Raw genomic sequence first — 15,624 nt, 5'->3', positions numbered from 1 at the left:
AATGCCGAAAACCCGGTCTTTCGGCTTGAACCCGCTGGAGTACCCGCCCCATGTCCACCTCGACACCTGCCTTCGCGCACCTGTTCGAACCCTTGCAGATCCGTGGCAAGCGCCTGAAAAACCGCATCATGTCCAGCGGTCACGACACCTCGATGCCCACCGACAACCTGGTCAACGAACAGTTGATCGCCTATCACCGGGCCCGCGCCGAAGGCGGTGCCGGGCTGATCGTGTTGCAGGTGGCCGGCGTGCATGACAGTGCGCGGTACACCTCCCATGTGCTGATGGCCACCGACGATGCGTGCATCGACGGCTACCGCAAACTCGCCGAAACCTGCCACGCCCACGGCACCGTGGTGCTGTCCCAGGTGTTCCATCCGGGGCGGGAAATCATGGAGTCCAGCGATGGGTTGCTGGCGGTGGCCTACTCCGCATCCTCAGTGCCCAACGAGCGCTTCCGGGTGATGCCGCGTACGCTGGATCAGGACATGATCGACGAGATTATCGCCGGTTACGCCGCAGCCGCCCGGCGCCTGCATCAGGCCGGGATCGACGGCGTGGAAGTGGTGGCCAGCCACGGTTATCTGCCGGCGCAGTTCATCAACCCGCGGGTCAACCGCCGCACCGACGGCTACAACGGCGAACTGGAACAGCGCCTGCGCTTCCTGCGGGAAATCATCGCCGCGATTCGCGCCAGCACCGATGACCACTTCATCGTCGGCCTGCGTATTTCCGCCGACGAGCGCGACCCGGAAGGCCTGACCGAGGACGAATCCCTGGCCGCGGTGAAATTGCTGCAGACGCAAGTGGATTACGTGCACATCGTCGCCGGCACCTCGGCGTCACTCGGTGGCGCGGTGCATATCGTGCCGCCGATGGCCATCGAAGCGGCCTACCTGGCCAAGGAAGCCGGGACCTTCAAGGCCAGCCTGGACATTCCGTTGTTCGTTACCGGGCGCATCAACCAGCCCCAGGAAGCCGAGCTGATCATCGCCCGGGGCCAGGCCGACGTTTGCGGCATGACCCGCGCGCTGATCTGCGACCCGCAGATGCCGAACAAGACCGACACCGGCCACGTCGAAGACGTGCGCGCCTGCATCGCCTGCAATCAGGCATGCATCGGGCACTTCCACAAAGGCCTGCCGATCTCCTGTATCCAGGCCCCGGAAACCGGGCGCGAGCTGATCTTCGGCCAGCGCCAGCCGGCGAAAACCCGCAAGCGCATCATGATCGCCGGCGGCGGCCCTGCCGGCATGAAGGCCGCTGCAGTGGCGGCGCAACGCGGGCATGAAGTGACGCTGTACGAAGCCAGCTCACAACTGGGTGGCCAGGTATTGCTCGCGCAATTGCTGCCACGCCGAAGCGAATTCGGCGGCGCCAGCACCAACCTGCAACGGGAAATGGAACTCGCTGGCGTGCGCGTGGTGCGCAACACCCGGGTCGACCGGGCGCTGGTGGAGCAGGAAAAACCGGACATCGTGATCGTTGCCACCGGCGCCGAACCCTACTGGCCGCACTTCGAGCGCGGCGGCGAATTGCAGGTGGTGGATGCCTGGCAGGTGCTGCGCGATGAGGTGAAAATCGGCCGTTCGGTGGTGGTGGTCGACTGGCGCTGCGACTGGATCGGCCCCGGCATCGCCGAACGCCTGACCCGCGCCGGGCATCAGGTGCAACTGGCGGTCAACGGCACCCATTGCGGGGAAAACCTGCCGCTGTACGTGCGCGATCAACTGGCCGGCGAGCTGCACAAACTGGGCATCCCGATCACGCCGTATGCGCGGCTGTACGGTTGCGACGACAACACTGTCTACCTGCAACACACCGCCAGTGGCGAGGCGATGCTGATGGAAAACATCGACACCCTGGTGCTGTGCCAGGGGCATCAGCCGGTCGACACGCTGGGGGATGAATTGAAGGGTCTGGTGGAATTCCGCCGCATCGGCGACTGCCTGGCACCGCGTACCGCCGAAGAAGCGATTTATGAAGGGCTGAAAGTCGCGTGGGAGCTTTGAGGCTGTTTATACTCCGGGCCTTCAGATGATCGCCCCCCTGTAGGAGCGAGCATGCTCGCGATGGAGGCACAGGCACCGCGGGGTGTCAGGCCGCCAACATTATCGTTGACCACCATCGCGAGCATGCTCGCTCCTACAGACGATGCAGGTTCGCAACTATGAGTAACAGCACCACCCCATCACCGTCCACCGGCAGCACCGAGCCGCATTTCCTCGGCACGCGCATTCGCGGCCTGCGCAAGCGTCGGGGCATGACCCTGGCGGAGCTGGCGCAGCAGAGCGAACTCACCGCCGGCTACATCAGCCAGCTGGAACGCAACCTCGCCTACCCGTCGATCCCGGCGCTGTTCAACATCGCCCGCAGCCTGGGCGTGACCATCCAGTGGTTCTTCGCCAGCGAAGCCAATACCAACCCCGAAGACGATGGCGTGGTGGTGCGCAAGAACAGTCGCCTGAGCGTGCATTACGAGGATGGCATCGTCGATCAGCTGCTGACCCCGCCGCCGAACCGCCAACTGGAAATGCTCCACTCGCGTTTCCCGCCGGGCACCTACAGCCAGCAAAGCTACAGCCACGAAGGCGAAGAAGCCGGTTACCTGTTGTCCGGCCAGTTCGAATTGTGGGTGGGCGAGCGCTATTTCCAGCTCAACGAAGGCGACAGCTTCAGCTTCTCCAGCCAGGAACCGCACCGCTACGGCAACCCCGGTGACGTGGACGCCGTGGTGATCTGGGTGATTACCCCGCCGACCTTCTAACGCCGCCCGCGCCCTGCGGGTTGTGCGGTGCTCGCGCGTTTCAGGGTGTCGCTGGGCAACTCCTTGAACAGCGCGCGGTAGCTGCTGGAAAACCGGCCCAAATGCCAGAACGACCAGTGCATCGCCACTTCGGCGACGGTGGTTTGCGTCGGCGTGCGGCTGAGCAATTCACGCCGGGCGCTGTTGAGTCGACGCAGGCGCAGCCACTGGGTCGGGGCCATGCCGGTGTAGGTCTTGAACGCATGCTGCAACTGGCGCAATGAAACCCCGGCGACCTGCGCCAGCTCCAGCAGATTCAGCTGTTCTTCCGGTGTATCCGCCGCCCATTCCCCCACCCGCTTCATGATTGCCCGCTCCCCCGCCCGGCGCTGCAATGCGCCCTGGTCCAGACGCACACAGGCGTTGTCGAGAATGAACAGGCAATCGTCCAGCAACTGCTCGGTCAGGGCTTCGCGGCTCGGCGGATCGATGGTTTGCGACAGTTGCGTCAGGGTGCTGCTCAGCCAGCGGCTGAACAACACGTTCTGCTGGCAATTGAGCGGCGCCAGGAACAGGCCTTCCAGGCGAGCGACATCCAGCGCATGACGCTGGACGAACTGCGGGCCGAACACCACGGCGATTTCCTGATAGTTCTCAGGCGTGATCCAGATGTTGCGACTTTCTTCATTGAGCACGTAGAGCGCGTTGTCGCTGCGGTCGAAACAGAACGCCAGCGAACCCGGCGGCGCGCTGAAATTCTGCTCGACCCGCGTGTTCATCGACTCTTCGTAAATCTCCACGCCCTGCAAATCCAGATAGCGCACCTGGCCTGCGAAATGCCCAGGCGACATCTGTTGGTAATGCTGGACCCAGCCCGGTGTGGCGCGGATCTGCTCGGCGACATCGGCGGTGTTGAACGCTTGAACCTGCAGTGAATTGCACGTTGTCATGGGTGACCTTACGCACTCTTTTGGTGCGTTTTGTCCTGCTTAAAGTGGATAGATGGAAGCTGAAGCCTCGCCCAAGATAGTCGTCAACGCGTCATGTGGGAAGCGCCTGACAGATGAAATCACCCTTCCCCCGCGTTCACAAAACCAATAACGAGGTCTTTATGAATGCCCCTTTCGATCAGCTGTTCACTTGGCTGAAAGATCACAAGATTACCGAAGTCGAGTGCGTCGTCAGTGACCTGACCGGCATCGCACGCGGCAAAATCGCACCCACCAACAAGTTCCTGCATGAGCGAGGCATGCGCCTGCCGGAAAGTGTGTTGTTGCAAACGGTAACCGGGGACTTCGTCGACGACGACATCTACTACGACCTGCTGGACCCGGCCGACATCGACATGGTCTGCAAGCCGGTGTCCGATGCGGTGTACGTGATTCCATGGGCCATCGAGCCGACCGCAATCGTGATTCACGACACCTTCGACAAGTTCGGCAACCCGATCGAACTGTCGCCGCGCAACGTGCTGAAGAAAGTCCTGCAGCTGTACACCGACAAGGGCTGGAAGCCGATCGTCGCGCCGGAAATGGAGTTCTACCTGACCCAGCGATGCGAAGACCCGGACCTGCCATTGAAAGCCCCGCTAGGCCGTTCGGGCCGCGCGGAAAGCGGTCGTCAGTCGTTCTCCATCGACGCGGCCAACGAATTCGACCCGCTGTTCGAAGACGTCTACGACTGGTGCGAACTGCAAGGCCTGGACCTCGATACGCTGATCCACGAAGACGGCCCGGCGCAGATGGAAATCAATTTCCGTCATGGCGACGCGCTGGATCTTGCCGATCAGATCACCGTGTTCAAGCGTACCCTGCGCGAAGCGGCGCTCAAGCACAACGTGACCGCAACCTTCATGGCCAAGCCGATCGGCGACGAGCCCGGCAGCGCCATGCACATTCACCAGAGCGTGGTGGACATCGCCACCGGCAAGCCGATCTTCGCCGATGCCGACGGCAAGATGAGCGATCTGTTCCGCCAGCACATCGGCGGCTTGCAGAAGTACATCCCCAAGGTGCTGCCGATGTTCGCCCCCAACGTGAACTCGTTCCGCCGTTTCCTCCCGGACACCTCGGCGCCGGTAAACGTGGAATGGGGCGAGGAAAACCGCACCGTAGGCCTGCGCGTGCCGACGTCCGGCCCGGAAGCGATGCGCGTGGAAAACCGCCTGCCGGGAGCCGACGCCAACCCGTACCTGGCGATCGCCGCCAGCCTCTTGTGCGGTTACATCGGCATGGTCGACGGCATCGAGCCGAGTGCAGCGGTGGAAGGCCGCGCCTATGAACGCCGCAACCTGCGCCTGCCGATCACCATCGAAGACGCCCTGACCCAAATGGAAGAATGCGACGTCATCGGCCGCTACCTGGGCAGCAAGTTCGTGCGTGGGTATGTCGCGGTCAAACGCGCCGAGCACGAGAACTTCAAGCGGGTGATCAGTTCATGGGAGCGTGAATTTTTGCTTCTCAGCGTCTGATAAACCCATCGCGAGCAGGCTCGCTCCCACATTTGAGATGCATTCCCCTGTGGGAGCGGGCTTGCTCGCGAAGAGGCCATCCGGTTCAACATCTTCGTCGAATGAGACACCGCCTTCGCGAGCAAGCCCGCTCCCACATTTGGAACGCATTCCCCTGTAGGAGCGAGGCTTGCCCGCGAAGGCGTCCGGTCAGGCAATGAAGATGTTGAATCTGCTGCCCCTTTCGCGGGCAAGCCTCGCTCCTACAAAAAGCCCAGAAGAATCACCCAAAAAATTCCAACAATTCCAAGAGGTGTCGAAATGCGTCTAATGAAATCCATGGTCCCGCTCGCCCTGGCCACTCTGTTCAGCGCCGTAGCCCAGGCCCAGCCCACCGTCAGCGTCTACAACTGGACCGACTACATCGGCGAAACCACTCTCGCCGACTTCCAGGCCAAGACCGGGATCAAGGTGATCTACGACGTCTTCGACTCCAACGAAACTCTCGAAGGCAAGCTGCTCGCCGGGCGCACCGGGTATGACGTGGTGGTGCCGTCCAACCACTTCCTGGCCCGTCAGGTGAAGGCCGGCGCCTTCCTCAAGCTCGACCGCTCGCAGCTGCCGAACTTCAAGAACCTCGACCCGAAACTGCTCGCCCTGCTGGAGAAGAACGATCCGGGCAACGAGCATTCCGTGCCTTACCTGTGGGGCACCAACGGCATCGGCTACAACGTCGACAAGGTCAAGCAAGTGCTGGGCGTCGACCACATCGACTCCTGGGCTGTGCTGTTCGAGCCGGAAAACATCAAGAAACTCAGCCAGTGCGGCGTGTCGATGATGGACTCGGCGGATGAAGTGTTCCCGGCGGTGCTCAACTACATGGGCATGGACCCGCGCAGCGAAAAACCCGAGGACTTCAAGAAGGCCGAGGCCAAGCTGCTGAGCATCCGCCCTTACGTGACCTACTTCCATTCCTCCAAGTACGTATCGGACCTGGCCAACGGCGACATCTGCGTGGCCTTCGGTTACTCCGGCGACGTGTTTCAGGCCGCCAACCGCGCCAAGGAAGCCAAGAACAACGTGAACATCGCCTACGCGATTCCCAAGGAAGGCAGCAACCTGTGGTTCGACCTGCTGGCGATTCCCGCCGATGCCAGCAACCAGAAAGAAGCTCACGCCTTCATCAATAACCTGCTCGACCCGCAAGTGATCGCCAAGGTCAGCGCCTCGGTCGGCTACGCCAACCCGAACCCGTCGGCCAAGCAATACATGGATGCCGAACTGGTGAACAATCCCGAGGTGTATCCGCCCCAGGAAGTCCTCGACAAGCTCTACATCTCCACCACGCCGCCACAGTCGATCATGCGACTGATGACCCGTTCCTGGAGCAAAGTGAAGTCCAACCAATGAACCAGTACACCCAGGAACATACGCAGTCTTACTACGCGGCCTCGGCCCATCACCTGACGCCCTTCCCCACGCTGAATGAGGACCTGGTGGCCGATGTCTGCGTGATCGGCGGCGGTTTTACCGGCGTCAACACCGCCATCGAACTGGCTCAGCGCGGGCTCTCGGTGATTTTGCTGGAGGCCCGGCGCATCGGCTGGGGCGCCAGCGGGCGCAATGGCGGGCAGCTGATTCGCGGCATCGGTCATGACGTCAGCGGCTTCGCCCGGCATGTGGGTGCCGAGGGCGTGGCCTATATGGAGCGTGCCGGCGTTGAGTCGGTGGAACTGGTGGGCCGGCGGATTCGTGAGCACGGCATCGATTGCGACCTGCGCTGGGGCTTTTGCGAGCTGGCCAACACCTCGGCGCAGTTTGCTGGGCTCAAGGCCGAACATGCGCACCTGAAGGAGTCCGGCTACGTCCACGAAATACGTCTGGTCGAGCCCGGGAAGATCCGTGAGCAGGTGGTTGATTCCGGCGTCTATGCCGGTGGCCTGGTGGACATGGGCTCCGGTCATCTGCACCCGTTGAATCTGGTGCTGGGTGAGGCCCGCGTGGCCCAGGGCCTGGGCGTGCGGATCTTCGAGCAGAGCGCGGCCCTGGACATCATCCACGGCAGCACGGTGCAGGTGCGTTGCGCCGGCGGTACGGTGCGCGCCGGCACGCTGGTACTGGGGTGCAACGCGCATCTGGAGGAGCTCGAACCGAAACTCAGCGGCAAGGTGCTGCCGGCCGGCAGCTATATCATCGCCACCGAGCCTTTGTCGTCAGAGCTGGCGACGCAATTGATCCCGCACAACCTGTCGCTGTGCGACCAGAAAGTCGGCCTGGATTACTACCGGCTCTCGGCGGACCGGCGTCTGCTGTTCGGTGGTGCCTGCCATTATTCCGGGCGTGATCCACGGGACATCGCGGCTTATATGCGCCCGCAGATGCTCAAGGTCTTCCCGCAACTGGCGGATGTGCGCATCGACTATCAATGGGGCGGCAAGATCGGCATCACCGCCAATCGCTTCCCCCAGGTCGGCCGCCTGAGCCAGCACCCCAACGTGTTTTACGCCCAGGGCTATTCCGGCCATGGCCTGAACGTGACGCACTGGTGCGCCAAACTGCTCGGCGAAGCGATCCATGCCGGGCACAGCCAGGGTTTCGACGTCTTCAGCGCCGTGCCCCACATGACCTTCCCCGGCGGCCGCGCGTTGCGCTCGCCATTGTTGGCGCTGGGCATGCTCTGGTATCGCATGCGTGAAGTTCTTGGCTGATAAAGACAGAACAGGCGATCAATACCTTGTGGCGAGGGGGCTCGTCGAAACGTCGCACCGCCCCGTTGGGCTGCGAAGCGGCCCCCAGCATTCCATCAGGCAAACCTTGCATGTAGGTTTTACGACGGCTGCGCCGCCGAACGGGGGCAAGCCCCCTCGCCACAGGTATGTGTTCGGCACAATGGAGTGGCGTCAGACTAAACCCGGTCCGTAGTTCGTTCAGTCTTTCGATTTGCTCAATCGCGAGTCACTTCTATATTGAGGGGGTGCTCATCAATTCTGCATTCATCGAGCCTGGCCCATGGCAACGACAGACCAATTGATCATTTGCGAGCACTGCGACTGCGTGTACGAGAAAACCACGCTCGCCAAACATCAGAAGACCCTGTGCACCCGCTGCGGCGGCGTGCTTCAGCGTTATAACGGCCTGACGGTCGAGCAACGCCTGGCGTTGACCCTCACCGCGCTGATGCTGTGGATCTTCGCCAATTTCTTCCCGGTCATGAGCATCAGCCTGCAAGGCCTGAAGAACAGCGCGACCCTGTGGGACTCGGTGCTGGCACTGAGCCTGGGGCCGATTACCTTCATTGCGATGGTGGCGGCTATCGCCATGATCATCGCCCCGATCTTCCAGTTGGTGCTGCTGATCTGGGTCCTTTGCTTCGCTCTCGGCCATCAGCGAGCCCCGGCCTTCAAGTTCTGCATGCGCTGGCTGGAAACGCTGCGGCCCTGGAGCATGCTCGAAGTCTGCCTGCTGGGCGCGATGGTGGCGGTGATCAAGCTCGCGGGTTTCCTCGATGTGTTGCCCGGCATCGGTCTGATCGCCCTGGCCATCCTCAGCCTGATGATGATCCGTATCGCCGGCCGTGACATCCGTGACCTGTGGGATCTGCAATGACAATCTCACAGACAACACCACCAACAGCCGCCGAGCTGAATCTGTGCCTGTGCCACAGCTGTGACCTGGCCTGCGACATGACCGATCAACCCCACGAATGCCCGCGCTGTGGCGCGCCGCTGCACCGGCGCAAGACCAACTCGCTGACCCGCACCTGGGCGTATCTGCTCACCTCGCTGGTGTTCTACGTACCGGCCAACCTGCTGCCGGTGATGAACACCAAGATGGTCGGCAACGGTGCCGACAGCACCATCATGAGCGGCGTGCTGGAGTTCTGGGAGGCCGGAGCCTGGGACATCGCCCTGATCATTTTCATCGCCAGTATCGCGGTGCCGGGCATCAAATTCGTCGCTCTGGGTACGTTGCTGATCACCGTACAGCGCAAGAGTTTATGGGCGCAGAAGGAGCGCTCGAAAATGTACCGCTTCGTCGAGGTCATCGGTTACTGGTCGATGCTCGACGTGATAGTCGTGGCCCTGGTGGCTTCGCTGGTGAAGTTCCAGGCCCTGGCCGACATCGAACCGCGCGCGGGCATTCTGTTCTTTGGTCTGGTGGTGGTGTTCACCATGCTCTCGGCCATGAGTTTCGACCCGCGTCTGATCTGGGATACCAGCGACGAAGGTTCATATCTTGAGGAGGTCACGGATGAAGCAACAAGCCACTGACGGGCCACAGGCCCCCGGCCAGGCGCCGATCAAGACACGGCGATTCAGCGTGTCGCTGGTGTGGATCGTGCCGATCGTCGCGGTCCTGGTGGGGATCTCGCTGGTGGTGCACAACATCATGCAGCAGGGACCGACCATCGTCGTGACCTTCAAGACCGGCAGCGGGCTGGTCGCCAACAAGACCGAGGTCAAGTACCGCAGCGTGGTCATCGGCCATGTCGAAGACGTGGAACTGAGCGACGACCAGAAGAGCGTCAACGCCACCATTAAACTGGCCAAGCAGGCCGAAAGCTTCACCCGCAAGGATTCTCAGTTCTGGGTGGTGCGGCCACGGATCGGCGCCGGCGGCGTATCGGGTATCGACACCCTGCTGTCCGGCGACTACATCGGCGCGGACATCGGCCAGGACAACAGCCGGGCGAAGAACTTCCAGGGCCTGGAGAACCCGCCGCCGATCACCTACGGCGAACCGGGCAAACGCTTTACCCTGCACACCCCGGACCTGGGCTCGCTCGACATCGGCTCCCCCGTCTACTACCGCAAGATTCCCGTCGGCCAGGTGGTGGCTTATGCGCTGGACCCCGACGGCAAGGGCGTGAATATCGACCTGTTCATCAACTCGCCCAATGATCAATACGTGACCGAAAACACCCGGTTCTGGAATGCCAGCGGGATTGACGTCAACGTCGGCGCCAATGGGTTCGCGGTAAAAACCGAATCCCTGTCGTCGCTGCTGGTGGGCGGCATCGCGTTCCGCGCCCCCGAATACAGCCCGAACGACAAACCGGCGGCCGAAGAATATGCCTATGAGCTCTTCGAGGATCAGCAAACCGCCCTCGCCCCGCCCAGTGGCAAGGCTCAGTACCTGGCCTTGCGTTTCGATCAGGCACTGCGCGGGCTCAAGGTCGATGCGCCGGTGGAGTTCCTCGGCGTGGAGATCGGCAAGGTGGTGTCGGTCAACCTGGACTTCGACGCGAAAAAACGCAGCTTCCCCGTCAATGTCGGCATCGTGATTTACCCGCAGCGCCTGGGGCAGGCCCATACCAAAATGCTCCAGGCCCTGAATCATGACCCCAATGACGAAGCCGGCTCAGCGCGGATCATGGGCGCGTTCATCGAGAACGGTCTGCGTGCCCAGGCCCGGACCGGCAACCTGCTGACCGGTCAGTTGTACATCTCCCTGGATTTCTACCCGAAAGCGGAGAAAGTCGCGTTCGATCCGACCGCGCGTCCGGTGGTAATCCCCACCGTTCCGGGCAGCCTGGAGCAGTTGCAGGAAAAACTCGAGGCCATGGTCACCAAGATCAATCAACTGCCTATCGAGCGCATTGCAAGCAATCTGGACGCCAACCTCGTGGAGATGCGCAAAACCCTCGGCCAGTTCAACGCCAAGACCTTGCCCGGTGTCTCCAACACCCTCACTGACGTGAGCAAGACCCTGCAATCGGCCAATACCACGCTGCAATCGGCCAACTCGACCCTCGCCGACGATTCGCCGCAGAGGGAAAAACTGGGTCAGACCCTGGAAGAGCTCGGACGCACTTCGCGCTCTCTGCGTGACCTCGCGGACTACCTGGGACGCCATCCGGAATCGCTGATTCGCGGCCGGCCGGACAACGCCGCGCCAATCGATTTGAAAGGGCCGCCAAGCAAATGACCAAAGGAGCATCACCCATGGCTTTTCCGCTGAAAATCGCGTTGATCGCCGCGCTGTCCTTGCTGGCCGCCTGCCGCAGCGATCCGATTCAGTTCCACACCCTGACCCCGGCGATGCCGAGCGGGAACACCCGCGCGACCACGGATATCCAGATCGAAGCCCTGACGGTTCCACCTCAAGTTGATCGCCCGCAGATCGTCGTACGCGAGGGCAATACCGGCATGGCTATCCTCGAAACCCAGTGGTGGGGAGCCAGCCTGGTGGACGAACTGCGCAGCGCCATGCTCGATCAGATGGTCAACGGCAGCCCGCAACGCAAGGTCTCGGTACGTCTTGAAGTGCAGCGCTTCGACTCGATTCCCGGCCAATACGGGTTGCTGGATGTGAAGTGGCGTTTGCGCAGTGACGACGTCGTGACGATGTCTTGCCGCAGCACCTTGCAGACCCGCTCAGGCCCGTCCATCGATGAACTGGTGGCGGCGCAGCAGACCAACGTAAAGCGCCTGGCAGCCTTGATCAGCCAGGCGTCTAACGGTACGCAGAAGGCCTGCCCATCCACAAATCCCGGCTGACAACACAACCCCCCTGTGGGAGCGAGCAAGCCCGCTCCCACAGTTTTGAGCACCACAAACAATTAACGAATTTTTCTCATTTCACCCATTACATTTGCCGCCGCCCCAAACCTGCAAATGATTCCTATTGATCTACAATAATCGACGTCCCCGCCGTCGAATCTGCTTGCTCGATCAAAATACTGGAGCTGCCATAGCATGATCGCCCGAATCCCGTCCTTCCTGAAAAAAGCCCTGCTGGCCACCGCTCTGGTGAGTGCCGGCCACGTGTATGCAGCCGATAGCGTCGGCATCGTGGTGTACAACGCGCAGCACGAAGGCCTGACCAAAGCCTGGGTTGAGGGCTTCACTGAGGAAACCGGGATTCCGGTTACCTTGCGCAATGGCGACGACACCGAGATGGGCAACCAGATCGTGCAGGAAGGCGCTTCCTCGCCGGCAGACGTATTCCTGACGGAAAACTCCCCTGCCATGGTCCTGGTCGACAACGCGGGCCTGTTCGCACCGGTCGACAAGGCCACGCTGGAACAGGTCGACCCCGCCTATCGTCCGGCCCACGGCAAATGGGTCGGAATCGCCGCACGCTCGACGGTGTTCGTCTACAACCCGAGCAAGCTGACCGAAGCGCAACTGCCGAAATCGATCATGGATCTCGCTGACCCTGCATGGAAAGGTCGCTGGGCTGCATCGCCGGGCGGCGCCGACTTCCAGGCCATCGTCGCGGCGATTCTTCAGCAGAAAGGCGAAACCGCGACCCTCGACTGGCTCAAGGCGATGAAAACCAACTTCACCGCCTACCGTGGCAACAGCTCGGTGCTCAAGGCGGTGAATGCCGGGCAGATCGACAGCGGCGTGATCTATCACTATTACTACTACGTCGATCAGAACAAGACCGGCGAGAACAGCAAGAACACTGCCCTGCACTACTTCAAGCACAAGGATCCGGGAGCGTTCGTGAGCATTTCCGGTGGCGGCGTGCTGGCTTCCAGCAAACATCAGGAACAGGCCCAGGCGTTCCTGAAGTACATCACCGGCAAGGACGGTCAGGCGGTGCTCAGGGACGGCAAGTCGTTTGAATATGCCGTGGGCAAAGACGCGCAATCCAACCCCAAACTGGTGCCTTTGCAGCAGCTCGATGCGCCAAGCGTCGATGCGTCGAAACTCGACAGCAAAAAAGCCGTGGAGCTGATGACTCAGGCCGGACTGCTTTAATTGATACCTGAAATCCTGCCGGCGGATGTCGCACAGCAGACATCCGCCAACCTGCGTCGACGATCGCGCGACCTGCTCGCGAGCCGTGGCGGCGCGTGGGTGGTCAGCCTGTCGCTGCTGGTTTCGTTGCTGGCTCTGCTGCCCATCGCCTTCGTCATCGGCGTTTACCTGGATACCGGCTGGAGCCAGGTGGTGCCGCTGGTTTTCCGGCCTCGGGTCGGGGAACTGATGGTCAACACCGTGTTGCTGACCGTCATCACCGTGCCCTTGTGCATCACGCTGGGGGTGACCCTGGCGTGGCTCACCGAACGCACTAACCTGCCCGGCCGTCGCGCCTGGTCGTTGCTGGCAACCGCGCCACTGGCGGTGCCGGCGTTCGTCCACAGCTATGCCTGGGTCAGTCTGGTGCCGCCGATTCACGGGCTGTTCGCCGGGGTGCTGGTCTCGGTGATCGCCTACTTCCCGTTCCTGTACCTGCCGGTTGCCGCGACGCTGCGCCGACTGGACCCGGCCATCGAGGACGTCGCCGAATCCATGGGCCTCAAGCCCTGGGCGGTATTCTTCCGGGTGGTGCTGCCGCAACTGCGCCTGGCCATCTGCGGCGGTGCGCTGCTGGTGGGTCTGCATTTGCTGGCCGAGTACGGCCTGTACGCGATGATCCGCTTCGACACCTTCACCACGGCGATCTTCGATCAGTTCAAATCCACCTTCAACGGACCTGCCGCCAATCTGCTGGCTGGGGTGTTGGCCTTGTGCTGCCTGGTGATGCTGACCGTCGAATCCGCCGCCCGTGGCCATGCCCGCTATGCCCGCGTCGGCTCCGGTAGCGCCCGGGAACAACGGGTGGTCAACCTGAGGCGTCCGGCAACATTGTTCGCATTGCTCTTGCAGATCGTCACCTGTGCCCTGGCCTTGGGCGTGCCCCTGATCACGCTGGGCAAGTGGCTGATTGCCGGAGGACTGGAGGTCTGGGATTTGCCTGAGCTGTTGCCGGCACTTGAGCAGACTCTGCTGTTTGGCGTGGCAGGCGCGGCCCTGACCACCTGCGCGGCGATTCCGATCGCCTGGCTGTCGATTCGCTCACCCGGCCGCCTGCAACGGTTGCTGGAAAGCTGCAACTACATCACCAGCGCCCTGCCGGGAATTGTCGTTGCGCTGGCACTGGTCACCGTGACCATCCACTTCGCCCGGCCGATCTACCAGACCACCATCACGGTGCTGCTGGCTTATCTGCTGATGTTCCTGCCCCGGGCGCTGGTCAGCCTGCGGGCGGGAATCGCCCAGGCACCGGTGGAACTGGAGAACATGGCGCGCAGCCTCGGCCGCTCGCCGAGCCATGCGCTGTGGCTGATCACCCTGCGTCTGGCGGCGCCGGGCGCGGCGGCGGGCGCCGCGCTGGTATTCCTGGCGATCACCAACGAACTGACCGCCACCCTGCTGCTCGCCCCCAACGGCACGCGCACCCTGGCTACCGGTTTCTGGGCCATGACCAGCGAAATCGACTATGCCGCTGCGGCGCCCTATGCCCTGATGATGATTGTGCTGTCGCTTCCGTTGACCGCAATTCTTTATCACCAATCCAAGAAAACGGCCGGCCGATGAACACTCTGGAACTGCATTCGCTCACCAAACACTACGGCACGCACAAGGCCCTGGATAACGTCAGCCTGTCGGTGCCCACCGGCAGCCGCACGGTGATCGTCGGTCCGTCGGGGTCGGGCAAGACCACCCTGTTGCGGATGATCGCCGGCTTCGAGTTCCCGGACTCCGGCCGACTCTCGCTCAACGGCCAGACCCTGGTCGACAGCACCCATGAAGTCCCGGCACACCAGCGTCTGATCGGCTATGTGCCGCAGGACGGCGCGCTGTTCCCGCACATGACGGTGGCGGCGAATATTGGCTTCGGCCTGGCGACCAAGGGTGAAGAAAGGCATCAGCGCATCGCCGAACTGATGGACAGCGTCGCGCTGGATTCAAATATGGCCCAGCGCTGGCCCCATGAGCTGTCCGGCGGTCAGCAGCAACGGGTGGCGCTGGCACGGGCGTTGGCCCAGCAACCACGGCTGATGCTGCTGGACGAGCCGTTCTCGGCCCTCGACACCGGCCTGCGCGCCAACATGCGCAAACTGGTGGCACGCCTGCTGGCCGAAGCCGGCGTCACCACCATCCTGGTCACCCACGATCAGAGCGAAGCGCTGTCCTTCGCCGATCAACTGGCGGTGATGCGCCATGGTCGCCTGGTGCAGTCCGGCCATCCGCTGGATCTCTACCGCTACCCCGGCGATGTCCAGACCGCGCTGTTCCTGGGCGATGCCGTGGTCATGCCGGCCCGCATCGAAGCCGGCTGGGCCCATTGCGACCTGGGCCGCATCCCCGTCAACAACCACCGCAACAACAGCGCCGCCCAAATCATGCTGCGCCCCGAACAGTTGCAACTGGCCAACATCCTGCCCCACACCGCCGAAGTCACCGGCTGCCGCGCCGTCGTCACTGACCGCGACTTTAGCGGCAACACCTGCACCCTGACCGTGGAACTGCAAGCCTCTGCGAGCGGAGAGCAGTCGGGTCGGTCGCTGCTCGTACGCAGCTCCGGCATGTACGCCCCGCCCGCAGGCAGCGCCGTTCACGTCTCGACCATAGGACATGCGCATGTGCTGAACGAAGCGTAGATCCGGCAAATTCCCGCGGGGATATCACAATCCCTGTCGGAGCGGGCT

The 15,624-nt window shown here is 62.3% G+C and carries 13 protein-coding genes; 12 read left to right on the top strand and 1 reads right to left on the bottom strand.

Annotated features, from left to right (window positions below; translation table 11 throughout):
• The first annotated feature begins 50 nt into the window (after nucleotides 1–50).
• Both K9857_RS02465 and K9857_RS02460 read left to right on the top strand, forming a co-directional pair.
• The gene (locus K9857_RS02465; protein WP_224533326.1) at nucleotides 51–2,012 is read left to right on the top strand and encodes an FAD-dependent oxidoreductase; all 1,962 of its coding nucleotides are present in this window, start codon (nucleotides 51–53) and stop codon (nucleotides 2,010–2,012) included.
• Nucleotides 2,013–2,170: 158 nt separating this feature from the next.
• A complete protein-coding gene (locus K9857_RS02460) occupies nucleotides 2,171–2,767 on the top strand; it encodes a cupin domain-containing protein (RefSeq protein ID WP_224533325.1) in 597 nt (198 codons plus the stop codon).
• Here the strand turns inward: K9857_RS02460 and K9857_RS02455 are convergent.
• Nucleotides 2,764–3,696 (bottom strand): helix-turn-helix domain-containing protein, encoded by a 933-nt coding sequence (locus K9857_RS02455; RefSeq protein ID WP_224533324.1) that lies wholly within the window; start codon nucleotides 3,694–3,696, stop codon nucleotides 2,764–2,766. The genes K9857_RS02460 and K9857_RS02455 overlap by 4 nt on opposite strands.
• 161 nt (nucleotides 3,697–3,857) lie before the next feature.
• Between K9857_RS02455 and K9857_RS02450 the strand changes: the two genes are divergently transcribed.
• The 10 genes from K9857_RS02450 (at nucleotide 3,858) to K9857_RS02400 (ending at nucleotide 15,576) form a co-directional block, all read left to right on the top strand.
• The gene (locus tag K9857_RS02450) at nucleotides 3,858–5,216 is read left to right on the top strand and encodes a glutamine synthetase family protein (protein WP_224533323.1); all 1,359 of its coding nucleotides are present in this window, start codon (nucleotides 3,858–3,860) and stop codon (nucleotides 5,214–5,216) included.
• Nucleotides 5,217–5,516: 300 nt separating this feature from the next.
• Nucleotides 5,517–6,605: a polyamine ABC transporter substrate-binding protein gene (locus K9857_RS02440; RefSeq protein WP_224533322.1), complete on the top strand. Its 1,089-nt coding sequence runs from the start codon at nucleotides 5,517–5,519 to the stop codon at nucleotides 6,603–6,605.
• Nucleotides 6,602–7,903: an NAD(P)/FAD-dependent oxidoreductase gene (locus tag K9857_RS02435; RefSeq protein ID WP_224533321.1), complete on the top strand. Its 1,302-nt coding sequence runs from the start codon at nucleotides 6,602–6,604 to the stop codon at nucleotides 7,901–7,903. Before K9857_RS02440 ends, K9857_RS02435 begins: the two co-directional genes overlap by 4 nt.
• A gap of 301 nt (nucleotides 7,904–8,204) precedes the next feature.
• Nucleotides 8,205–8,801 (top strand): paraquat-inducible protein A, encoded by a 597-nt coding sequence (locus tag K9857_RS02430; RefSeq protein ID WP_224533320.1) that lies wholly within the window; start codon nucleotides 8,205–8,207, stop codon nucleotides 8,799–8,801.
• A complete protein-coding gene (locus tag K9857_RS02425; RefSeq protein ID WP_224533319.1) occupies nucleotides 8,798–9,466 on the top strand; it encodes a paraquat-inducible protein A in 669 nt (222 codons plus the stop codon). The genes K9857_RS02430 and K9857_RS02425 overlap by 4 nt, the downstream gene beginning before the upstream one ends.
• Nucleotides 9,447–11,123, top strand: coding sequence for an intermembrane transport protein PqiB (locus K9857_RS02420; RefSeq protein WP_224533318.1), 1,677 nt, complete (start codon nucleotides 9,447–9,449; stop codon nucleotides 11,121–11,123). The genes K9857_RS02425 and K9857_RS02420 overlap by 20 nt, the downstream gene beginning before the upstream one ends.
• 17 nt (nucleotides 11,124–11,140) lie before the next feature.
• A complete protein-coding gene (locus K9857_RS02415) occupies nucleotides 11,141–11,695 on the top strand; it encodes a membrane integrity-associated transporter subunit PqiC (RefSeq protein WP_224533317.1) in 555 nt (184 codons plus the stop codon).
• 198 nt (nucleotides 11,696–11,893) lie between these two features.
• Nucleotides 11,894–12,907 (top strand): iron ABC transporter substrate-binding protein, encoded by a 1,014-nt coding sequence (locus K9857_RS02410; protein WP_224533316.1) that lies wholly within the window; start codon nucleotides 11,894–11,896, stop codon nucleotides 12,905–12,907.
• Between the two features lie 3 nt (nucleotides 12,908–12,910).
• Nucleotides 12,911–14,509 carry an ABC transporter permease gene (locus K9857_RS02405; RefSeq protein ID WP_224533370.1) on the top strand — a complete coding sequence of 533 codons (1,599 nt, stop codon included), beginning with the start codon at nucleotides 12,911–12,913 and terminating at the stop codon, nucleotides 14,507–14,509.
• Nucleotides 14,506–15,576: an ABC transporter ATP-binding protein gene (locus K9857_RS02400; RefSeq protein WP_224533315.1), complete on the top strand. Its 1,071-nt coding sequence runs from the start codon at nucleotides 14,506–14,508 to the stop codon at nucleotides 15,574–15,576. Before K9857_RS02405 ends, K9857_RS02400 begins: the two co-directional genes overlap by 4 nt.
• Nucleotides 15,577–15,624 lie beyond the last annotated feature (48 nt).

It is taken from the genome of Pseudomonas sp. REP124, from assembly GCF_020164475.1.
In the GTDB taxonomy this organism is placed as follows: Bacteria; Pseudomonadota; Gammaproteobacteria; order Pseudomonadales; family Pseudomonadaceae; genus Aquipseudomonas.
The sequence above is the reverse complement of the archived record's forward strand: the minus strand, read 5'-3'. Positions and strand labels throughout refer to the sequence as shown.